Below are 25,202 nucleotides of genomic sequence, written 5' to 3' on the forward strand. Positions count from 1 at the left end.
CAAAACTCACCACACGAAGGAGGTCTGATCTTGACGAAATGCGAAGGTGGAAAATCTGGGTCAAATGATGCAATCGGGCGCTTCATTATTTTTCTGTGAACCTGGGCATCCTATTCCGATACGGGAAAGCGGGGGCACTAGGTATTCTCCCCCGTTTTCCGAAACCGAAGAATTGCGGCCCGATCCTGTAGAAAGCCACCCATGTTGTTGACCCACTGGCTTAAGCATTTGCTTCTTCGTCGTAATCCTTTTCGAGCGGCCCAGCGGAAAAAGCGACAACGGTTGTCCCAAGGATCAATTCAGGTCGGTACGCCTTCGGAACGGTTGGAGGACCGACTGCTGCTGGCGGCGACTTGGCGGGCGGGTCTAACGTCGAACGACGATTTCGTGTTGGATTTGGAAAACTCAGGAGGCACGGAGTTTTCCGTTTCTTCGACCGGTGAAGTTACGATCGGGGCGGGTGGAGCCAGCAACTTTGTTGTGGACCAAAACGGGAACTTGACGATTGCGGGGATATTTGCCGATTCGTCGTCGGTGACCCTGAAGGAAAACTTCACGCAAGTCGACGGATCGGTGGTCCTCGATCAACTCGCGGACCTTCCCATTCTGCGTTACAACTACATTGGCGATCCGGAATCCGTTACCCACCTCAGCCCGACAGCTGAAGAATTCTATGCCGCTTTTCAGCTGGGTGCCGACGCTCAACATATCTCGCCTTTGGATTTGACGGGAACATTGTTGGTGGGGATCCAGGAGTTATCCGAGATCGTCGATGATCAGCAGGCTCAAATCGACTCCTTGCTCTCGCATCTCGGGGTCGTAGAACCTCCCGATTATCGAGCGGCATTTGCGACGGACAGCCCGTTCGGCGAGGAATGGGTTTGGGAAGACTTTCTGGCGTATGTGGGTCAGGGTGTGGAGACAAACTCACAACCTGTAGCACCGACGGCGACGTTTCAATTCGAACAAACCTCGCCGGGCGGTCCCATTCTCGCGACAACTGAGAGCGATTCCACAGGCGAAGCGCCAATCCACAACTTTTCTGACATTCTGACCGTGTTCTCGGCCGCACAAAACCAACTGGGTGGCACTACGATTGTCGCTCCTATCGAGATCATCAATGACGATGTACTCATTCAAGGCAGTCTCGTGGTTGGCGACGACGCCGACACTGCGGATGCGTATGGTTCGGATACGCTTCGCCTTCGCGATGAAGTGATTCGTGTGCACTTCCAAGACACGAGTATCTCGGCTTCTTTCCCCACGCGGGATTGGCGGATCCTCGTCAACGATGCCCTGATCGGCGGCACGAGCCACTTTTCTGTTGAAGATAGCGATCTCGGCACGACGCCGTTCCGCTTGGAAGCCGGCGGTCCGGGGGATGCGGTGGTGATCGACAGCAGCGGTCAAATCGGGTTTGGTACTGCGGACCCCACACAAACGCTGCACCTGGTCGCAGGCGACAGCCCAACCGTCCGTTTGGAACAGGACGCCGCCGATCCTTCCATTTGGGATTTCGGTGGGAACGAGAGCAACTTCTTCGTGCGGGACGCGAGCGGCAATTTGCTTCCGTTCCGCATTCGCACCGGAGCCCCCGACGGCAGCCTGGAGATTGCATCCGATGGCAACGTCGGCGTGGGCACGTCCGATCCGACGAGTTCTCTCCACATCCAATCCGATGACGGAACGGCCAACCTGACCGTCCAAGAAACATCCACCACCGACGCCATGCGGGATCTGGTGACGCTCAATAATAACGGGGCAGGGCATATCGTCCTCTCCAACACCGACACGAACACGACCGTTCGCACGGGATTGGCGGCCGACAATTCTTATGTGATTAACTTCACCGGCGCTACGGATCCCGAGTTTCGTTTGGGTGAGGATGGCAGCCTCACCTTGGGAGCCACACCCACGACATTCGTGCTGGACGCCGCCGGCAATCTCACGTTGTCGGGCACGTTGAATGCCACGTCCTCACGGACTTTGAAAGAGAATTTCGAATCGGTCGAAGCGGATCAGATTCTGCAGCAAATCAATGATCTGGATGTGCTGCGATGGAACTACATTGCCGACGACGATTCGATTCAGCACGTGGGGCCATTGGCTGAAGATTTCTACGCGGCGTTCGGTCTCGGCGAAGACCCGCGTCACATTGCCTCCAGTGATGTCGCGGGGATCGCGGTCGCTGGGATTCAGGCACTGCTCGTGCAAATGGAGATTCAGAACGATCAGATCGCGTATCTGTCCGAGTTGGCCGGGGTCGATTATGAACCGTTAATTGTTTTCGCGTCTCCGTCTTTGCCGTCCGCCAATTCCCCGAGCCTCTCGCCACAGCAGAACAATGGACTGCCGGTCTTTCAACTTTCCGTCGATGAGCAGACCTATTCCAACCCCGTCGCCCAATCGACCATTTCGCTCCTGTCGCAAGCCGTGTCGAGTGGCGGCGGGACGCTAACGCTTGCGGAGATGACCGGCGGCGGGCAAGTTCAAATTATCAACGACAATTTCGGAACAACGTTTAGCTTGGGGATTGGTGATGGAAGCGTGAACGGAATGGACTTCGGTTTCGACACGGTGCGACTAACCGAAGACGTCTTGCGTGTGCATTTTGAAGACACCAGCACGGGAACGCACAATCCGAGCAACGATTGGCGATTTGTGATTAACGACGCCGAGCCCGGTGGAGAGAATCACTTCTCAATTGTGGATGCCGAGACGGGCGAAACTCTCTTCCGCATCGACCAGGGAGCCCGCGATTTCTCCTTGGTCGTCGATAATGGTGGCAATGTCGGGTTGGGAACGGAAAACCCCGATCAAGCCATACATATTGCCAATGGAGACACGCCGACCGTCCGCTTGGAACAAGACGAAACACTCGGATTTGCGTCGCAAGTTTACGACTTGGGTGGCAACGAGCAGGGATTCTTTTTGCGGGATGTCACCAATAATTCGACCGTCCCATTCCGCATCCGTCCCGGCGCCCCGACTAGCAGCTTGGATATTGCCGCGAATGGAAACGTGGGGATCGGCACATCGACCCCGAATAGTTCGGTCCATGTCAGCCGAGACGATGGCACAGCCCAAGTCGCCGTCGAAGAACTTTCTACGACCACGGCCGATCGAGATCTGTTGACGCTAACCAACCATGGAGCGTCACAGATTGCGATCACGAACACCGACGGCAGCCCCGTCACTTGGCGGACTGGCATCAGTAGCACCGAGGGCTTCACCTTCGACTTGGCAAACACTACGGGCAGCGAGTTTGTGATCAACCAAGACGGTTCCATGACCGTTGGTCCCGATGGCGCTGCCAATCTGCAATTGGATGCCAACGGCGACGTCACAATCGCTGGGTCGCTCAACGCGAGTTCCTCGCGGGCACTCAAAGAGAACTTCCAAGCTGTCAATTCGCTCGAAGTTTTGAATCGGTTGGAATCGCTGTCGCTTCAGCGTTGGAATTACATTGCCGACTCGGACGACGTCGAACACTTCGGACCATTCGCCGAGGATTTTTACGCCCTGTTTGGCCTCGGGGCAGATGCCCAGCACCTGACGCCTTCGGACTTGGCCAGCTCGGGGTTGGTCGGTCTGCAAGGGCTCTTGGAAATCGCCGAACACCATGGCACGCAACTTGAACGAATCTCGCAACAACTTGGATTGACAGGTTGGACCTCGGACGTGCCTTCAGTCGATCCATTCGGCGGTTCCGATTGGACGGTTGCCCTCGATGGTGCAACGACCCAGCAGGCAACCGGAGTGGGATCGCCGTCGTCAAACTCAGGAGATCAGGCGAGCCCCGCTGAATCTGCGACGGTCACCAACAACGAAAGTACGCCACAGTCGCAGGCGTCTTCGTTCGTGCGTTATGGAAGTTCGATGCAGGTGGTCGATCATCTCACTGACCAAGATGACGGCGGAGACCACGGACACGGCGAGAGCTATTTCCTGGCGGAGACTGGAACCGAGAATTACTTCGTTTGGCAGGACCAAGATGCTTCCACTGCTGATGTGATCGATATCTATTATGACTTCCGCGACGAAGGCGGCTTTACGAACCAGATTTCTTCGGAAGAAATTGCGCTCGCCGAACAAGCACTCGCAAGCTGGGAAACGGCTGCTGACGGAAACATTCGATTTCAGCGAAACACGTCGGCCGCGCGTGAAGACATTATCAATATTGGCGTGGGGAATTTGGAAGCGTTTGGTTTCACCGGCGGTTTTGGAGGCACGCTCGCTGTCGGTGGCGGAACGGTCTTCAATGGTACGAATCCTTCAATCACGTCCGGCGTGGTCTGGTTGGACACCACCGAGACCTGGGATTTCGAGCAAGACAACGGCAATCCGGCCGGCACCTACGATTCGCTAACTGTGTTGACGCACGAAATCGGCCATGCGTTGGGGCTTGGCCATACCGATGATCTTGCGGGCGTCGATATCATGGATGGCATTTACACGGGTGAGCAAACTCAATTCTCCAATGTCGATCGTCAATTAGTACAGATCTTGTACGGCAATGTGACAACCGAGAGCCTACCCGAATCCCAAGGTGAAGTGGTCCTTCTGCCCGCCCAAGTTTTCTTTGGGGATCTGGCGATCGACGGCAGTCTTGTCGTTGGCACAGATGCTGTCAGCGGTGAAACCTTTGGCCTCGATACGCTGCGGCTTAAGGAAAACAATTTGCGGATTGGTTTTGTCGATTCCAGCACAGACGGCGGCCCCTCAGGAGATTGGCAAATCACGATCAACGACTCCCAAAATGGGGGCCAGTCGTATTTCTCGATTGATGAGCAAAGCACGCCAGGAGGCTCGACGGGCGATTCGAAGTTCCGAGTGCTGACGGGTGCCGGGAACGATGCTTTCGTCGTGGACCAATCCGGTCGAATTGGGCTGGGCACCCGAAATCCTGTTGAGAACCTGCATATCATCAACGGAACCAGTCCCGCGATGCGGTTTGGGCAGGATGACAGCCAACTCCTCACGCCGTTTGTTTGGGACATCGGTGGGGATGACACCAGCTTCTATATTCGCGATGTGACTAGCGGTGATCTGCTGCCATTCCAGATTCGCCCGGGAGCCCCGACCAGCAGTTTCGATGTGGCCTCGAACGGAAATGTCGGGATCGGCACAGACACCCCGGCCAGCCGATTTCATATTCTTCGCTCGGACGGCAGTGCCCAGTTGCAAGTCGAAGAAACATCGAGCACGACCGCAGACCGTGATTTAATGGTCCTGACCAATAATGGCGGCGTGTTTATGAGTTTCACCAGCGAGGTTTCCAGCTCGAATGTCGTCACGGACGATGTGCAAATTGGCGTGGCCAAAGATGCCACCGTCAACGGCAGCGAAGTGACGTTCGATTACTACCTAGAGAATCTTGATGCGGACGAACTCAGCCGCTTGTCGTTGACAGATGATTTGGATGCGGTTCTGGGGGCAGGCAACTACACAATCACCGCGGCTCCCGTATTGATCGACGATCCGGGCACCATCTCGCTCAATGCCAACTTCGACGGCAGTGGCGAGACACAATTGATTGCCCAACCGACCGAGGGTTTGGAGTCGGGGCGTACTCTGGGTGACATCGCGTTGGGAAGCACTCTTGAGAGTGGAGACACCGCGCAGATTCGGCTCGTGGTCAATGTCCATGCGATTGCTGATTTTGGGTTCGGGTTGGGGATGTACGAAAACCAAGCCACTGCAACCGCCCAAGGACCGGAAGGCGTGAGCACCACCGACCTCTCCGACAACGGCACCGACCCAGACCCCAATGGCAACGGCGATCCCACCGAAGCCGGCGAGAACGATGCCACGACGTTCACGATTCCAGTCAATCCCGTAATTGGGTTGTCCCACGACATCGAAGTATTCGGCCAGGATTTTGCGACGATCGACGTGGGGGGCTCCAACACGTTTGATTTCGGTTCCCGTGTTCGCATGAACTATACGCTGGAGAACTTGGGGAACGTCGCGTTGTCGAATATTGACCTGGCCAACGACCTAAATGCCGTCTTCGGAGCGGGGAATTACGGGACCATCAATAGTGGCTTCCCGATGGTCACTGTGACCGGAACGGGATCGATCTCTACGAATTCGGTTTTCAACGGATCTACGCAAACACAATTGATTACCTCGGGCACACTCAACCCCGGCGAGAGCGCGGTCGTCACGGTGGAGTTGCTTGTTACATCGATTACCGATCAGGGATTGGGTGTCGGGATCTTTACCAACCAGGCTACGGTCAGTGCGGAAGATCAGTTTAGCACGTTCGTGACGGATCTCTCTCATGCCGGCACTGACCCGGACCCGAATGACAATGGCGATCCCACCGAAGCCGGCGAGAACGCCCCAACCGATTTCATCGTGGGAGCCGCGATCGGTGCGGCGAAAGATGCGACGGTGACGGACAACCATGTCACCATCGATCTATATCTCGAGAACTTCGGAGACGACAACTTCACCAACCTGAGTTTGGTTGACGACCTCGATGCGGCTTTCGGGGAAGGCAACTACACGATTACGACCAGCCCGTTCCTCGTGGACGATCCGGGGACAATCACGCTCAATCCGGCCTTTGACGGCTCGCTCGATACGCAACTCCTTGATCCAAGCAGTACGCTCTCGGCCACGGACACCGCCCAGATTCAATTCGTCGTTACGGTCGATCAAGTCAGCAATCTCGGCAGTGGATTTGGAGTCTATTCCAATCAAGCGATCGCGTTTGCGACAGACCGCTTTGGCGGTGTGCTAACGGATCTTTCGCATACCGGGACCGATCCCGATCCGGGCGGCGACAACGATCCGTCCACATTCGGTTCGGAAGATACGCCAACGAGCATTGTGGTTGTGTCAGATGCTTTGGTGGGAGTTGCCAAAGATGTTAGCGTGTCGGGAACGGAAGTTACCGTTGATCTGTACATCGAAAACTTTGGCACACAAACCAGTAGCAATTTGAGTTTGGTCGATGACCTGGATGCTGTGTTCGGAGCCGGAAATTACACGATCCTCGTCGACCCCATGTTGATTGCCGACCCGGGGACAATCACGCTGAATGGGTCATACGATGGCAGCAGTGTGACCGAACTTCTGGATTCTAGTAGCACGCTCGGTGCGGGGGTCACCGCCCAAATCCAATTCGTGGTCGATGTGACCAACATCTCGGATCAAGGGTTCGGCACCGGCGTCTATGAAAACCAAAGCATTGTCACGGGAACGGCTCCCGGTGGATTGGTCTTGTCCGACACATCGGACGACGGCACCGATCCCGATCCTACGGGAGATGGAGATCCGACGGGGTTCGGTGAGAACGATCCGACGCGGTTCGGGGCAGGGACGGCCATCATTGGGCTCGCGGTGAATAGTTCCGTGTCGGGCACCGTAGTCACCTTCGACTACACCATCGAAAACCTCGGGGAAACCGCGATCGAAAACATTGTGATGGAGCACCCGCTCAATCTCGTTTTCGGGAGCGGAAATTTCTCAGTCGTACAGCAACCAGCGTTGGTTGACGGGCCAGCGACATTATTATTTAGCACTCAGTTTTTCGGATTCAGTATTTTTGACAATCTCGTCGTAGGGGGAACACTTGGTGCCGGGGAGTCGGTCACATTTCGCACCCAAGTGAATGTAACCCACGTGACAGATCAAGGGCTCGGTCTCGGCGTCTACGAGACGAGCCTCATCGTCGATGGATCCGATGTCAACGGAGTTGCCGTTTCGGACATTTCCGATGCGGGTTTCGTTTCCGACGCGAATGGCAACGGCGATCCCACCGAGTCAGGAGAACACGACCCGACTCCCATCACCATCGGTGAAGAAGCTTTCATTGGCATTGCCAAGAACGCGACGGTCAACGGAACTCAAGTCACGTTTGATTATTATCTGGAGAATTTCGGCAACGTCGACTTGAGCAGCTTGGATTTGGCCGACGATTTGGATGAGGTCTTTGGTGTGGACAACTACACCATTTCTGCTGCCCCCAGTTTTTTGGATGACCCCACGACCATCACTCTCAATGATGACTTTGACGGTTCCAGCGATACTGCTCTCATTCAATCGGGCACGTTGTCAATCGGCGACACGGCCGGAATTCAAGTCGTAGTGGATGTCACCAACATTGTGGATCGCGGTCTGGATCGTGGCTTCTTTGAAAATCAAGTCATGATCTCAGGCACGGCACCAGGGGGATCGGTTGCTCGCGATGTCTCCGACTCGGGAACAGATCCCGATCCCGATATGGACGGAGACGCATCCGGCGATGATGAGTCGGATCCCACGCAATTCGTGGTTGGATTCTCCGAAATTGGTCTCGCCAAGAGTGCGAGCGTCGATGACGATTTCGTCACCTTCGATTTCTTCATTGAGAACCTGGGGACCGAAACGCTGTCGAACCTCAGCCTCACCGAAGATCTCGACAGCCTATTTGGAATCGGAAATTACCAGCTGGTCAACGCACCATTCTTCGTCGGTGATTCGAGAGACTTATTCGTCAACCAGGACTTTGATGGTTCGAGCGATACCCAACTGATCCGTTCAGGCACGATTGACGGCCGAATCACCGCCCAGATTCGTGTGGTTGTGCAGTTAACCGATGTAATTGATGCTGGTTCGGGTTTGGGAGTGTATAGCAATCAGGTCATGGTGACGGCACAAAATCCAGCAAGCGTCATGCTCTCCGACTTGTCCCACACCGGCACCGACCCGGATCCCAATGGGAATGGTTCTCCTGATGATGTTGGGGAGTTTGACGCCACCACATTCACCGTTTTGGTTTCCGATCTTCAAGTCACAAAAACGGACAGCGTAGAGCATGTCAGCCCGGGCGAAAGCGTGACCTATACCATCACCTACAATAACACCGGCAATGCTACTGCGACCGGCGTCACTCTCACAGAAACGTTACCCGCTGGAACAAGTTTCGACGCCTCGAACAGCACGTCAGGTTGGGTGGAATCGCCCGCGAATTCCGGCATCTATGTTCTTAACATCGGCGATGTCGCTGCAAACGATCCCGCCCAAAACGTCACGTTCGCGTTGCTGATTGACGACCCCGTGATGGCAGGAATCACCGAGTTCGCGAATTCCGTGAGCATCGCGGCTGACAGCAATGGTGGCTTTGATTTCGATCTCTCCAACAACACCGACACCGACACCAATATCCTCAATGCCAGTCTGTCGATCACCGCGGATGACGCTAGCAAGAACGAAGGCGACTCGGGAACGACCGAGTTCACCTTTACCGTCACTCGCGATCGAAACACAAACGGCGTCACGACCGTGAATTACGATGTGATCACGATCGGTGGTCTGAATGCCAGTGATTTCGTCGGCGGCACGATCCCCACGGGAACCATCACCTTCGCCGATGGTGACGAAGAAGAAGAGATTACGATTCAAGTCATTGGCGATGCGATCGTGGAGTTGGACGAATCGTTGATGGTTATGCTGTCCTCGCCGTCGGTCGGTTCGGAAATCGTAACGGGCACGGCATCCAGTACAATCACCAACGACGATGCGGCTACGATCAGTATCGATGATGTCGCGGAGACGGAAACCGACACCGGTACGACGATGTTCACGTTCACGGTCACACTCGACAATGAAGTGGACACCGGTGTGAGTTTCGATTTTAAAACGACCGACAACACGGCGACGGCCGCGGACAATGATTTTACAGCCATCACCACAACCACTCGAAACTTCACGAGCACAACCGCCGGCGCCACCGAGACGATCACCGTGATGGTCAATGGTGACGAAAAAGTGGAATTGGATGAGAGCTTCTTCGTGAACCTGTCGAGCATCGTGGCAGGCGGGCGGGATGTGACCTTCGCAGACAGCCAAGGACTGGGGACCATCCCAAATGATGATGCCGCCACAATCAGCATCGACGATGTGACAGAACTCGAAACTGACGGCACGACGATGTTCACGTTTACCGTCACATTGGATGCTGAAGTAGATACGGCAGTCAGTTTCGATTTTGCCACTGCCGACGACTCAGCCACTACGGCGGACAACGACTACACAGGCATTCCAACAACGACGCGAAACTTCGCGAGCGTCACCGCGGGTGCCACAGAAACCATCACCGTGAGCGTCGTGGGTGATGAGAATGTCGAAGCAGACGAAACGTTCTTTCTCAACCTAAGCAGTCTTTCTGCCAGCGGGCGAAATGTTACCTTCGCGGACAACCAAGGCTTAGGAACGATCTCCAATGATGATTTCGCCACGCTGACGTTGGCCACGTTGAACGCGACGCAGAGTGAGGGGACCGGCGGAACCGCGACGGACTTCACCTTCACCGTTACCTTGGACAACCCCGTCCAAGGCGGACTGGATGTGACCTACACTACCAACGATGACACGGCGACGGTGTCAGGCAACGACTATATCGACAACGATGGCACGTTGAGTTTCCAAGGCAACCAGGGCGAACAGCAAACAGTCACCGTGCAAGTCAACCACGATGCAACGGTCGAAGCCGACGAACTGTTCAATGTGGCCTTGGGGGCGATCAGTAACCTGGGGATCGGGATCGATTCCGGGGACGTCACTGTTTCGGGAAGTCCTCAGAATGGAACCATCCAAAACGATGACACCGCGATGCTAACGTTGGCGGCGTTAAATACAACACAGAATGAAGGAACGGGAGGAAGCACTACGGACTTCACGTTCACCGTCACCTTGGACAAACCTGTGCAAGGTGGGCTGAGTGTGGCATACAACACAAACGATGACACCGCGACCGTCGCCGACAACGACTACGTGGACAACGATGCCATTTTGAGCTTTACCGGAACCGCGAGTGAGCAGCAGACCATCACTGTTCGGGTTAACAACGATGCCAAAGTCGAGTTGGACGAGCAGTTCGATGTGGCGTTGGGGGCGATCAGTGATTTGGGAATCGGAATTGATTCCAGAGACGTCAGTGTGGCGGGGAGTCCTCTGGATGGAACCATCCGAAATGACGACTCGGCGACGATCAGCATTGACGATGTCACCCTGAGTGAGGGGGATCCTGGCACGGCGGCGTTCACCTTTACCGTCACGCTGGATGCGGAGGTCGACACCAGTGTGAGTTTCGATTTCGAAACGACCAACGGCACAGCCACAACCGCCGACAACGACTACACGTCTGTCACCACAACCACTCGTAACTTCGCCAATGTGACCGCCGGTTCCACGGAAACAATCACCGTGCAAGTGAATGGCGACCAGATCGTCGAACGGAACGAGACCTTTTTCCTCGACCTGAGCAGTATCAGTGCCGGCGGGCGAGATGTCACTTTCACCGACAGCCAAGGTCTGGGCATCATCACGAATGACGATGCTTCCGTGCTGTCGATCAACGATGTGACCATCCTCGAACGCAACAACGGTACGTCGCAGGCGGTCTTCACGGTTGCTTTGGACCACGCCGTCGATTCCGCAGTGACTGTGAACTTCACCACGACCGATGGCACGGCGACTGCAGACACGGACTATGTTGCCTCCAGTGGCACACTGAACTTCACAGGTGACGCTGGCGAGATGCAAACCATCTTAGTCGACATCAACGGCGACCATGCCTCCGAACCGGACGAAACCTTCACCGTCAACGTGTCGAACCTATCGGCCGACGGTCGCAATGTGTCACTTCCGTCTCCCGGCACGGGCACAATTCAAAACGACGATCTGCGGCCCAATCAAGCCGATTTCACCACCGATGCCATTCCGACCGCGAACATTAGCGGTAGGTTCACGGAACTCGTCAGTGGCAACTTCGACGCCACCCCCGTCACCTCGACAGATGACGTCTTCTTCTGGGATCCGATCACCGGAGTCAACTTGATTCTCTTCGGTGACAATGCTCGCACGCAGCAAAACAACGCCATCGACGCCACGCTCATCAACGGCAACGACTTCACTCAGGTGCTGGTTGGCAACTTTGACGCCGGTGGCGGAACCGATCTGTTCTTCTGGAATCCGTTGACCGGTCGCAACCGGTTGGTGCACTTCAACGGCGGCACGGGCGTCGTGACCAGCACATTCGAAACGAACGTCGTTAGTGCCGTTCAGATTAACGGAAACGACTTCACGAAAGCCGTCGTCGGAAACTTTGACGGCACCGGGGCGTCCGACATGTTCTTCTGGAATCCGCAAACCGGACGCAACCGCACCATTGCCATCACGACCGTGACGGCGGGCACAGACAGCGACATGGGCAGCGTGCAAAACAACGCGATCGATCCCATGCAAATTAACGGAAACGACTTCACCGAGGTCGTGGTCGGTCAATTCGAGACTGGCGGACTCGACGAATTGCTCTTTGCAAATCTCAATAATGGAAACAGCCGACGAATTTCGCTCACCGCTCCTGGAGGCAACACTACGGTCGACATGATCCGCGACGGGAACGTGTCACTACTGAACGGTTCGATCTTCCAAACGATCGCGGTGGCCGACCTCAATGGCGACGGACTCGATGACATCTTTGCGTGGGATCCGAAGAGCGGCCAAAACCGTAGCATTCTGACCGCCCCCGACCCAGACGTCGAACCTGCGTTCGTCGAGAACGCCTTCGCCGCCAAGGGAATCAATGGCGACTACGAAAAAGTGGTGCGATTGGTCGAAGACGTCTTCAGCAACACTTCACAAGACGACCTATTCCTATGGAACCCCACCACAGGAGACAACCGCATCGGATCACTGTAGGACGGTAAACGTCCGAGTCAACGCATCTCAAGGTCGGCTCTCGCTTAGCGGGGATTAGCTACCAAGAAGCTCAGCAACAGTAATCGCAAACATTCAGAACAATAGGGCACGTCTTCCTAGATCCTGCAATATCCGTATTTGATCTTTCTCCAAAACACGACTATCGTGATGAGGGCAGCCGTCTCGTTCACGGGAAGGTCGTCATTAGCAACTTCGATCAACCCGCCCTTCATTTGGAATTGAGGAACAAGCTGATTGTTGGTCAGCCAAAAAGCGAATGGGTCTTCATGAAAGGAGTGTCTCCTCTCGTCGGCCTCACGGCGGTGTTACTGCTATCTGGTTGTATCTGCGATTCTGCAGTCAGTTTCAGTGACAAAGTCGCCGTCGACTGCGCAATCGAAATTCAAATTGCTGTCGTATCTGGTCGACAACCAGGTGACGATATGACTGACGGAGATTAGCAGGTTGCTGCCGCGTGTATCTAGCCTATCCGTTTAACTGTTGGCCTGGGACACATGGTATGCAACCATGGTGGCGTGATTATTGTACTTCAGTGGAATGATGTTCGCATGGTATCCGGTGTCAAACGCATCGAACTAGGGGGTGGTCAATGGGGGGATTCAGAATCGCATTGACCGCCGTGACAACACGTCCCAAACTGTCGGCGGCAGCCCATCAAATCCGCATCTATCCTTCGGGACGAACTTTGATTGGCTTGGCTCCTGTGATTTGGACAAAACCGGCACAATTCAATCCGATTGCAAGCGTGTTATTCGTGGCCGCCTATTGCCAGAGATGCCGCCGAAACAACCAATTGATCTCGCAGAACTGACAGTTCTTGCTGAAGAGCCGTCGCATCGACCGAAGTTGCCGACCGCGCTCGCTCTGAATTCAGAGTCGCTAGCAACAACTTAGTGATGATAGATGAACCTATCAAAACAGAGGTTGTCCCCAAGATGATTGACTGGATTGTCGAGTTCTCCCATAGCCAATTTGCCCTACGTGATGCTGGCGATGTCTCAGACTGGGATCTGACTGATGCTGATCTCTCCAACGCCGCAGCAGTGAACGAAGATTGCACCGGAATAAGCATCTTTTCGCCACGCTACGGACGGTTCGCTCGACTCGCCATTAATATCGTCAATACTAGGCCACTGTTGGAGACCGAGAAATGGGATCACGTTGTCGAGTTGCACCTATTGACCTTAAGCGGAGAAATGGAAATTTCGACGATACCTGCAGGTGATATGGTCTATGATCCAGTTTCACATGAACGTAAGCGAGGCGTATTCGCGGTCGAGCCTGGCATTTACCAACTGCACATACTCTTTGCCAATCTTGCTTCAATAAACAGACAACTTTCTGCAGCCTCCGATTCGGACTATCATGAGCTTTTCTATGGACGCCCAGACGACGAAAACGGCGTTGCCCTACCAGACATCAAGACTCTGGACAACTATGACTGTTATCGTATCGTCATGTGTCCGTTGCGAGATCGAGTCCTCAAGCGTTTCAGCGGGAACAGCTAACTAAAAAACACAAAAGAGTATCCCAGTGTCTGGAGAGGCGGCGGGCTATGTGGGATGACACTAAGAACCCCACGATGTTTCCTTCCACCGTACTATCTAATAGTCCAATCACAAAGAACACAATTGTGTAACTTAGAACCAGCCTGGACGTTCTCTCGACAGGGCGAGAGGATTCTTGATCGAATTCCGATATGACCTGTGGTCGCCACAGCGGAAATTCGTGTGGCGACCTCTCCCATTGACTCACGAGCGATTCCTGTAGCGATCGCATCGATCATTCGCACAGATCTATCGAACGAGGCCGCCCCTGGCTTCGCCGAAGGCGGCACGCAACGCAAACACTCCCAGTGCTCGCCCATCCAATCACTCAAACTACATCACAAGGTTGGTTCTTGAGGACAATAGTAACTTTCTTAGCTAGTGCCGTGACATTGATACCCTCAACAGAGGTTATCAAACCAACCTTCTCCGATAGCTTCTTAGCGAAATTGGATCGAATAGATATCAGCATCTTTGACTTCGAAATGCAGCCGTATTGGTCTGCCAGCCAATTCCGAAACATCGCTTCCACTTTTCCATGCCACAGGTTTCGATAGAGAGTCGCCATAGATTTCAATGCAGTCTGAGGCAGCAAATCCCTTGATCCGTTTACCATTTGCGTCTTGGATCTCCACTCGGATTGCACCGATGGCAGAGGTCGAGAAATTGAGTACTAGTTCGCTGCCTTTAAACATAATCTCCTTTGTAGTTGCTTTGCCGCCGTCAAAGGAAGCCTGGATGGAAGCAAAACCATCTTGACGAATTGAATAGCGGCGAACACGGCAGGAATTCCCGGTGTAGTAGCTTTCCACAGCGTACAACGACAACTCTTCCGGAGCATCTTTGATGTGCGAATCAGTTTCGACAATCCCCCATGCGATTGCATTATTCCGGCAAACCCAGCGATCGAGTTGAAGTCCCGGACGGATAAACGCTTCAGACCAACGATGAAAATTTTTGCCATCGCGACTAGTCATAAAAACGGCATCAGAAACGCCCGGCAACGGAAACTCCATCGGTGAACGACGTCCGGGAACAAAACGCATGGGAAAACCCATGTAAATATGCGGAGCGCGTTGATAGGGAAGAATCTGATTCGTATAAAGATGTTGAGCATTGACACCTGGATACTCGATCCATTCGGGATCAGCCCACTGGACGAAGTCTTTGGAAGTGCCGGTTTTGATGTCACGTACGCCGTTACGAAAGTCTCGGTGGAACTCGACGTACTCTTTACGTTGGTGATCATAGAAAGCCAGATTCTGTGAATCGAATGCACCTTTCGTGATAACGGGCTTGTCACTCATCAGACTCCAACGCACACCATCAGCAGACTTGAACGCGTATAGTCCACCTTTCCCGACGCCCAACGCCTTGTAGGCAGCATCTGGTGAGGCCAATGGATTGGAATCGTTGAACGGAGCAAAATTATGCGAGCCAACGCCATCCCAGATGATGTTGTTTTCTTTTGATCCATCAAATTCGACAAGACCGAGATTTGGTTTCGTCCAGTTGATGCCATCGGAACTTTCGGCATAGCAAACGACCTGGTGGGTTGCAGATTTGCCTGCTGGGTGCTGAGAACCGCGGTAATACATGCGATACGTGTCACCATCTTGGAATACCGTATGGTAAATGCACGTGTTCCCCTCCCATGGTTCGTCGTGAACAATAGCCACTCCACGTTCGACTGGCCGATGCAACTCCAGACTTGCTTCACCTTCGAATTTGCTAATGAGGTAGTCATCGACAAACGGCTCGAGTCTTGTAGCAATATCAATCACATCGTCCGCAGACGCTGATGACCCCGCGGCCGCAGTGCTGACTAATAGACTCCAAACTAACATTCGCATCGTGGAATTACCCCTCGTTAGGTTTGTTCTTCCGGACAGTCACTAAGTTGTTTGTATCCCCATGCTGATTTCAAATCACATGCAAATGCCCTGCGAAGTGGCCGCTAGCCTTGATCGCAGGCATGACACTAGTCCACCAGGCTAGACACCCAATTGTTTCTGGGTTCGCGATTGACGACCGCGAATATCATTCAGCTTACTTTTCGCATGAGTTGAAAACGGATGATGTCCCAGTCGTTTCTGCAGTTATCAACACCAATACTGGTTGGCACATCAATTCTCGTTGAGTGCCTCCTCGACCTCTGACTTAGCGGGTCGCTACTGAGCGTTCAAGACTCAGTTGACGTTTGGGCGAGTGCTTTCTGGTAGGCAATTTGCAAGGTATGATCAACTTGAGTTTGCGAACCACGGTAGACAATCACGAGGCTCAATCTTGATTCGGACGAGCGATTCGGTTGACTCTGATGAACGACTTGGCAGTGATGGATTAACACGTCACCTGACTCCACAACTCCTAGAGAACGAGGGAATCGGTCCAAGGGCAACTCGTCAATTAGCCCGACCGAATTCCCATGGATACCCGACGACTGGTGAGGATACAGTTGCTGATGCGAGCCGAGGAGGTATTCGACAGCTCCGTTTCGTTCAGTGGCCGCATCTATGGAAATCCAGACGGTGAGTGCGTCTGGAGGCGAAAGGCAGAAATAGGCGTTGTCTTGGTGCCATGGAACAAGCGAACCAATTTGGGCAGGCTTGCTAAAAGTCTCGACTCCGACGAGAACTGCACTTCCCGTCAATAGCGGACTTACAAGGTCAATCAATCTCGATTGAGTTGCAAAGGAATGGAAGTAGGAGTCGTGTTCGTTCATTCGCCAGAAATTACGAACGCTCTCGCCGTCGGGTTCCAGTGTGTACTCTGTCTTGGACAAAGTCGGCAACACGATCGACTGATAGCGAATGATTGCCTCACGAATCTCGGCAATTTCACTCTTACTGAACACCCCACGATAGCGGATGACACCGTCGCGGTGAAAGTTTCCGTTCAGCGGGGGTTGGGTCACGTTGCTGAATCCTTGACAACAAGTTCGAGACTTTGATCTCCATCTTCTGTGATCTCGACAGTCAAGGGAGTCGTGTCGGGAGATGTATATTTCTTAGGGACTGATTGAACCTTCCCAGCAGGCATACCGCCGAGTGTTGGCGGAATGTCAATCGTGACCGCGTGTTTCCCGACGACAGCACCATCTCCTGGTTCATAGGTCGAAATTTCGAAGTGACCATCCTCATCGATGAGACCGACACCAGGATTGCCTTTTCCCACGGGATGAAAGGTGACGGTTCCTTGATCAACTGGACTCCCATTGTAGGTGACTTGTCCACCAGCCGGAGCCGTCAATGGCAGGTTTGGATCACGCGACGAACCGCACCCGGTAGACATAAGACCTAAACACAAGAAAACTAGACATCGTTGCCAAGAGCTCCGGGATAATTTTCGAAGCAGTTCCATTATTCGAGTCCTCCGGTTGGCATACCGTCTTGAGGGTGGCCCAACTGCTGGTAGGTTGTTAGGTCAATCGTCTCAGTAATGAAATGCACACTTCCATCAACGAGCAGAAATTGTACACCGCCTGGGTGAAAACTATTAGCCGTGAAATTATCGGCAAATCCATGTTGGCTTGAGGATCGCTGGCCAATGCTGGAGTATAGACGACGGACGTGGTTCGGGCCTCGATGCGTTGACATGGGTGAGTGCCAAGTCAGCCAACCGGGCCAGGCGTACCATTCTGGAGAAATCTCTCCGACAAACAGAACATTAGTCGTACCATCGGTGACATCGCGCATTTTGAGTGGAGCACCTTTTCGTCGGTCAAACATGCTCTGTGGGTAACTGCTTGTTGACAATGGAACGTCATAGCCGTTGCCAACGAGGCCTTTGTAGTTTGTTACGCCCAGCGGTTCGTCTCGCTGACATCCACTATGCGGATAGCACCAATTCGACCAAAGATATTGGTTGCCGGTCTTCGTTAGGTTGCCCGACGGATCACTCGGGCACAGATAGGCCGGCATTGGCATTCGTGCGATGTCGAGGTTTGACGGCGTTCCCACAGTACTGTTCACCGGTTGCCCAAAATCGATTTGGCTGTGGAGGTTTCCTTGCTCGATGAACGGCAGAATCAAGGCACGCCAGCTGATACCGCTGTATTCGCTGGGGGGACCATAATCGGTTCCCCCATGGGTGGCATACCCTTGATTTTGAGGAAACACTTTGAAGGTATCGTGATAGTTATGCAGTGCGAGCCCGATCTGTTTGAGGTTGTTTGAGCACGACATCCGCCGGGCCGCTTCACGAGCGGACTGCACTGCTGGCAATAACAGTGCAATCAAGATTGCGATAATTGCAATGACGACGAGCAGCTCAATCAGGGTAAATCCAAATCTCCGGCGGTACTGACGCATGACTTGCCTCGTGAAGAGTAGTAAAGTAGTTTGCCTGTGAAACGACTTGTCACTGCAGCTATTGCTAGGCCGAGTTATTCACTGATTTCAGGTAAATGGTCTACGATCCATAATTGAGTTGACGATCTATTGAATTTCGCGGTGTCCCCTTTTACAGATTGATTTTGCTATATCAAACGGAGTGTCGAGCCATTGCTCAGACCGAGCGGCAGTACACGTGTTTCAGCCGCGTCGATTCGAAGGTCTCCGCGTTTCATTTGCTCTAGTAAAGTGATCGCTTCGCGGCCAAGTTGAGCTTCGTCTACAGTGACCGAAGTTAGCCGGCAGGCCAATGCCCCAATTCGTTGGCTACCTCCGAAGCTAACGAGAGAGACATCTTCGGGTACTCGTAGGCCTTTCTTTGCAAGTAACACATAAATCAACTCCGCCAACGAATCAAAGCTAGTAAAGATCGCGGTCGGACTCGTCTCTTTCCGAAGGAACATTTCTTCAATCGCAGACGCTACCTCGTCTTCGTTTTGAGAGACGTCCGGCGATGGGCCCGACGCGTAGAAGGCCTGAATTTGTGGAGTGTCTTCAGCTTGACTTAACGCCGCCCGGAGTCCGGCTTCATAAGCTTCGGCAGCGGCACTTCGGAAACTCGCGATGAAGGCAACACGAGAATGGCCGGCTCTACTGAGTGCTTCTCCAGCCCGCCGTCCCACATCTTCGAATGGGATACGCAACCAAGGCGTCTTGACCCCTTCGACGGGACGCGAACAACACACCACAGGAATGCCATGTTGTTGTAACTGACGGATATGAAATGCCGGGGTCTTGGTTCCGGCGGTTGGCACGATGGCCACTCCTGCAACTTGACGATCAATCAGCTGAAGAATTGTGTTTCCCTGCTTATCAACGTCGTTGTTCGAGTTGCATACGATGACTTGGCTGTTTACCCCGGCGGCCGCGTCTTCAAAGCTGCATTGGAAGGCAGGATAAAACCCCGTTTGCGTTTCAGGAACGATCAGAGCAAACAGATTTTGTTCGCGTCCGGATCGCGGCTGAACCTGGTCATTGACAAAGGTTCCCTTCCCATGAATGCGTCGGATTAAGCCATCTCGCTCTAAAGCCCCCATCGCTTGGCGAACAGTGCTCCGAGCAATTTCCAGGACCTCGGCCAGCCGATGTTCTGAAGGAAGCATCGCTCCAGGTTCGAGCTCTCCGGATTCGATTTGGCCGACGATGTAATCTTTCAATCGTTCGTACTTCGGCCGGCCGCTTTCCCCACGGATCGGTTGAAGCTCTGGAAATCCGCTTGAGAATTTTGATTTATACACAGCGTTCCACACAGAGGTGAGCGAAGGTGGTATGTACGACACAGTACCACTGATAAGTGCAACATGTCAAATCAAAAATGACTTATAACTCGAAACACCTATCTGCACAGAAAAAGCTCGCCCACTACAACGTCTTAAGGTTGCAGCTACAAAACGATTATGTCGTTTAGGCGACTTTCGCAGTTTTTCTACGTATCGCCAAACAGTGTTTTCATCGCCCCTTCATATTAGTCTACAGCTGGCCCCACGAGGATGCTTTAACACGAATGGTTCGTACAAGTCACACTCAAATAGGTAGTATTGATATGCCCGACGAGTCCGGCAAATTCTTTTGGAGAAAGCGACGTTGGGTCCCCATTTGTGAGAGCCCAGATATCGAGTAGCGGGAAAGCGATTTGGGAGTGGTCGGCCTTTGAAAAACGGATTGATGGGGTATGACGGTTTCGCACGCGTAATTTGAACGAAGGAGAACTGAAAAAGATGGGTGTGAAGAGACGCGAGCGGCATACGCCCAGGCAGATCGTTATGAATCTTTCAGATGCTGGGGTGGACTCGAATGCTAGTCACGACTCAGGGCGAACAAGAAAACCCGATTCGTCGGTCACCGCACCATCTTCCATATCGGCATCCCGATGCGGTCCGACGAGGTTCATGTGGGCGTGAGCCCGCAGCACAGCCTGTTCCTCTCTGGCTGACCGCCTGCGAGCGGTCTCGCCAGAACGGCCGTAACTTGGCGGCACGTTTCCCCAATGACAACCGGTTGTGAGTACCAGCCACAGCCCCTCAAAGCACCTGCTTCTCCACGGAGGACCGACGACCTCTCAGTAGACTCGTTCACCGACCGTCTTTTGGTTCGCGTCTTCATGTCGCGCTGCTGAACGTCGTTCTGTCGCTCATATACCTCGCTGCGACAGGGGCAATTTATTCAGATTTTCCACCCTGAACGTTGGAGGGGGCGTCTCTGATCGGGGGCGGTTTGGGACTGAGTCGAAGGTGCCTCGGGTTGATTCCCCTTCGAAGATCTCAGGGATCCCCTGTGTTGAGGTCATCCAACTCATGGGTTTACGCCAGCTTAATGGTCACATGATCGGCAGGTCCTCGCGAAACTCAATTCGGTGGCGAAAGTGAGATGAATTCGCCCTCGGGAACGATCAGGAGATTCCCGCTCTGCCAATTCGGCGGGCATAGGTCTATGAACTCCTGCGATTGCGGGAATCACTCACCAAGCGGTTTGATCGCTACTTCGATCACCGCCGATTGGGTTCCGTTATACCTTCTATCCGAAAATTGCCATGAAGATCGCCATCATTGCTCATTAAAATATCCGGTTCAACCTCCATTGAATTGGTCATTCAAGAGGTTCGTTGCTTCCGAGTTTTTTTTGACCGTATGGTGATCTCAGTTTTCCTCGGTAACCTGTTACCTGAAATTCGACTTCCAGTCTGCCATAATTATTGTTCCGTTGTCGGATGGCCCGGCAGACTGAGCGAGAGTTATCAAGAAAGCTGACAAAGTGCGATCGATGAAAAACAACCACAACAGTGCTCCCCTGATACACACCCTCGTGTGGTTTGCCGCCACCTGTTCGAGTCTTTCCGGGGGAAGAGCGGCCAGTGCTGCCGACGCTCTTGGTGTTGTTCCCGTGCCAGAATCGGTTCAGATTGAGTTGCTCCCCGATGCTAAACCTCGCAACGTCGTCTTCATTTTATCGGATGACCATCGATACGACGCAATGAGCTTTCTTGGGCACCCCATCGCCGAGACGCCCCGAATGGATGCGATGGCTCGCGACGGAGTGCATTTGAAAAACGCATACGTGACCACTTCGTTGTGCTCACCGAGCCGAGCCTCGATCCTGACCGGTCTATACACGTTTCGGCACCGAGTGATTGACAACCAGCGAGCCGTTCCCGATGGCACGCTCTTCTTTCCTCAATATTTGCAGAAGGCCGGCTATCGCACTGGCTTTGTGGGCAAGTGGCACATGGGCGGCGGAAGTGATCAGCCACGACCTGGTTTCGACTATTGGGTCAGCTTCAAGGGTCAAGGCCACTACCTACCACCGAATCCGAAGTACACGTTGAACGTCAATGGTCAGCGGGTTAAGCAAAAGGGGTACATCACCACCGAACTGACCGATTACGCCATCGACTTTCTGAAGCAGCAACAAGACAGCGACACACCGTTCTTTCTCTACCTGTCACACAAGGCAGTGCATGGCAATTTTGTGCCGGAGCAGAAGTACAAAGGCAAATTTGCCGACAAACCGTTCAATCTACCGGCAAACGCGAATCCAGTTGGGAAGAACACGCTAAACCGTCCACGCTGGGTTCTCGACCAACGGAACAGTTGGCACGGCATGGACTTTCCCTTGCATACCGTCGACAGCATCGAGGAGATTTACAAATGGTACTGCGAAGCACTCTGCAGCGTTGACGATAGCATCGGCGTGGTGATGGACCAGCTGAAAGCAATGGGGATTCATGACGAAACGCTCGTCATCTACATGGGCGACAACGGCTACATGTTCGGCGAGCATGGTTTGATCGACAAGCGAGTCGCTTATGAGACATCGAGCCGAGTGCCAATGTTGATGCAATGCCCCGATCTGCTCAAAGCGGGAACTGTAGTGGATGAGGTTGTTGCGAATATCGACGTCGGTCCGACGATCATGGAAGCAATGGGCCTGCGAAAGCCACCGCATATGGACGGCCGGAGCTTTTTGCCATTGGCGGAACACGTTGGCACAGCAGACTCGCAGAGTCAGAAGATCGCAGATGCAGCATCGACGACGTGGCGTGACTACTTTCTGTACGTCTACTACTGGGAACCCAATTTCCCGATGACGCCAACGCATTTTTCATTGCGTGGCGACCGGTACAAGTACATCACGTACTACGGGCTTTGGGACACTGATGAGTTGTTCGACATCAAGGCCGATCCACATGAGCAGAACAACCTAATCCATGATCCTAAATTTGCCGACCAACGGGATAAGATGCAGAGTCGCCTCTATCAGATGATGGAAGAACTCGGGGGAATGCACATCCCTATGAACGCGCCGCGAGGTCGTCAACACAACAAGCGTTTGCGAAGCCGTGGAGTGCATGATCGAAGCGGAGAAAAGGCTGCAGACTTTCCCGAAGCGATGATCGTCGAAGAAGCATTGAGAACGATACTCAATGACTGACACCAAATGGACTGCACCCTTTGTGAATCATGTCGTGGCTACTTCTTCAGAGTGAAGGTCGTTCTGTACTCTTCATTGAATCGTATCATTTCCGCACCAATTTGGATCGCTGATTAGTTCTAAGATTGGGTACTGCTGCCCGCTGATATTAGCACTGTAATTTTCATTGCAGTGAAGACCAGGCGTCATTCGGGAGACTTGCCAAGAACTTTCTCGAGCGCCGCGGCGATTTTCAGATGACTTAAATGAGGATCTTTCGACATCTTGCCATACTCAATCAGAGCTTTTGCTAAACGCTCTGAGACCACCTTTGATTCCGGCTCGCCATAGAAGTTTCGAACTTCATCAGGATCCCGTTGGGCGTCAAATAGCCAAGGGACATCGTTGACAGAAATGATGAGCTTGTAACGGGCATCCACGGCAGCCACCCATTGAGCATTCTGCCCAGCGTTTCGAAGAAATGTGACCCGTGGCCGTTCTTTGTCAGCCTTCTGGATTGCCGCAGCATCGACTAACTCCGCAGACAGATCTCGTCCCTGATCGTGCGGGTTGCTTGGCAGATTCAAGAGCCCCATCACTGTGGGAGTCAAATCGACCGTGCCCATTGGCTGTGTATAGATTTCTCCGCTTCGAATCCGCTCCGGATAGCGAAGAATCATCGGCACACGGGCCGATCCTTCGTACGGATTCCCCTTGTTTTGGCGATCGTGTTCGTAACATAAGTCGCCATGGTCACTTGTCATGATGACGAGTGTTTGATCGAGTTGGCCTGTCTCTTCCATCTGTCTGAGTAAACGACCAATGTTGTCGTCAATGCACTTCACCATGCCAAAATACTTTGACATGTCATCGCCTCGAAATTTGGGATGTTTTTTGGATGCTCCCAGCCATTTGGGGGCGGGAATCCCGTTGAGGTATGTTCGCGGAGGAGCGAAGGGGAGGTTGTCAAATTGATGATCATAGGGCGGACGAACCGTATTGGGGCCATGCGGATCTGGATAGCTGATTACAGCAAGAAACGGTTTCTTTGTGTGTTGATCCGAAATGTAATCGATCGCACGATCGGTTAGCCAATCTGTCGAAAACGTTTCTTGGTCTGCTCCGTCCACTGCATATGTTGGCTTGCCATTGTTCCTCGCACCGACCATTGGCTGTCCGTCTTTCAATGCAAATTTCTTCCAGTGACCACGATTGAACATGAACTTGGTAAATTGGAATCCACCGTCGACTTTCGGCTGCCATTCCGGTTTGCCGTTTCCACCGAGATGCCATTTCCCGAAAAAGGCCGTTCGATATCCGGCATCATTTAAGCGGTCCGCGAGCGTCGGAACAGTACGATCCAAGACACGATTGTTCGTGGGCACACCAACCGTGTGAGGATACCGCCCGGTAATCATTGCTGCTCGGCAGGGAGAACACACGGGAGAGGTGGCGTAAGCTCGCGTGCACATCACGCCTTCCTTGGCGAGGCGATCCAAGTGTGGCGTGGAAACTACCGCCCCAAGCCCCCACATTTCGGCTTGTTCGCGTGGCATCCATTCTCGATAACACCCCAGCGTCCGAAAGTTGTGCTCGTCGGTGATAATCAAAAGCACGTTGGGCGCAGCGATTGTTAGTGAGGGTTTCGCCAGCGTCGCGACAAGCCAGACCATACCAACGATGCTGGACACAAGCTTTTGACGATCCATGAGAATTCCAACTCGATAGGATTTTGGATGCAACAGGGGGGGGCCGCTGTTGATCGGCGTTCATGATGCTACAGCCAAGGAAGTTGAAGAAAGCTGTGACTCGCGACGCAGATCGTTGCCGCAACTGGATTCATTGAGTCACGCTCTTATCACAAGCTATCACACGCTGTTTCGCATTGCTAGTACCGCTTCAGCCGTGCGGTTGGTCGTGCGATTCACTCAAGGGCAAGCCATCGGTCGAATGTGGTGATGTTGGCGGCAACCGATGTATACAACTGATCGTTGTACTCAACCCGAGTCATTCACCTGCTCATCGGTGTTGAGTGGTATGGCTGCACACGGTGGAGTTTCGCATCGAGTCCCTTCTCCCTTCAGTGCGGGTATGGGCGATGAGTGGCAAATAGATAGGACAAAAGATGCACTAGTTGGTG

9 protein-coding genes are annotated in these 25,202 nt (G+C 53.3%); 3 read left to right on the forward strand and 6 right to left on the reverse strand.

Going from position 1 to position 25,202, the window contains the following annotated elements:
* Positions 1-201 precede the first annotated feature (201 nt).
* Both G6R38_RS25985 and G6R38_RS25990 read left to right on the forward strand, forming a co-directional pair.
* Entirely contained in the window at positions 202-12,696 is a 12,495-nt protein-coding gene (locus G6R38_RS25985) for a Calx-beta domain-containing protein (protein WP_166831721.1), read from the forward strand.
* Between the two features lie 956 nt (positions 12,697-13,652).
* Positions 13,653-14,225, forward strand: a complete 573-nt coding sequence (locus tag G6R38_RS25990; RefSeq protein ID WP_166831722.1) for a hypothetical protein — start codon at positions 13,653-13,655, stop codon at positions 14,223-14,225.
* Positions 14,226-14,704: 479 nt separating this feature from the next.
* Here the strand turns inward: G6R38_RS25990 and G6R38_RS25995 are convergent, their stop codons facing one another.
* From G6R38_RS25995 to G6R38_RS26015, 5 genes are all read right to left on the reverse strand, one after another.
* Positions 14,705-15,862 carry a hypothetical protein gene (locus G6R38_RS25995; protein ID WP_240928387.1) on the reverse strand — a complete coding sequence of 386 codons (1,158 nt, stop codon included), beginning with the start codon at positions 15,860-15,862 and terminating at the stop codon, positions 14,705-14,707.
* 584 nt (positions 15,863-16,446) lie between these two features.
* On the reverse strand, positions 16,447-17,178 hold the full coding sequence (locus G6R38_RS26000; RefSeq protein WP_166831723.1) for a phytanoyl-CoA dioxygenase family protein: 732 nt from the start codon (positions 17,176-17,178) through the stop codon (positions 16,447-16,449).
* Positions 17,175-17,555, reverse strand: coding sequence for a hypothetical protein (locus G6R38_RS26005; protein ID WP_166831724.1), 381 nt, complete (start codon positions 17,553-17,555; stop codon positions 17,175-17,177). Before G6R38_RS26005 ends, G6R38_RS26000 begins: the two co-directional genes overlap by 4 nt.
* A 68-nt stretch (positions 17,556-17,623) precedes the next feature.
* Complete coding sequence (locus G6R38_RS26010) at positions 17,624-18,574, reverse strand: DUF1559 domain-containing protein (protein ID WP_166831725.1); 951 nt, start codon at positions 18,572-18,574, stop codon at positions 17,624-17,626.
* Between the two features lie 167 nt (positions 18,575-18,741).
* Complete coding sequence (locus G6R38_RS26015) at positions 18,742-19,893, reverse strand: GntR family transcriptional regulator (RefSeq protein WP_166831726.1); 1,152 nt, start codon at positions 19,891-19,893, stop codon at positions 18,742-18,744.
* Positions 19,894-21,415: 1,522 nt separating this feature from the next.
* Between G6R38_RS26015 and G6R38_RS26020 the strand changes: the two genes are divergently transcribed.
* Positions 21,416-23,083 carry a sulfatase family protein gene (locus G6R38_RS26020; protein ID WP_166831727.1) on the forward strand — a complete coding sequence of 556 codons (1,668 nt, stop codon included), beginning with the start codon at positions 21,416-21,418 and terminating at the stop codon, positions 23,081-23,083.
* A 185-nt stretch (positions 23,084-23,268) separates the two neighbouring features.
* Here the strand turns inward: G6R38_RS26020 and G6R38_RS26025 are convergent, their stop codons facing one another.
* On the reverse strand, positions 23,269-24,771 hold the full coding sequence (locus G6R38_RS26025) for a sulfatase family protein (protein WP_166831728.1): 1,503 nt from the start codon (positions 24,769-24,771) through the stop codon (positions 23,269-23,271).
* Positions 24,772-25,202 lie beyond the last annotated feature (431 nt).

It is taken from the genome of Thalassoroseus pseudoceratinae (genome assembly GCF_011634775.1).
Classification (GTDB): Bacteria; Planctomycetota; Planctomycetia; order Planctomycetales; family Planctomycetaceae; genus Thalassoroseus; species Thalassoroseus pseudoceratinae.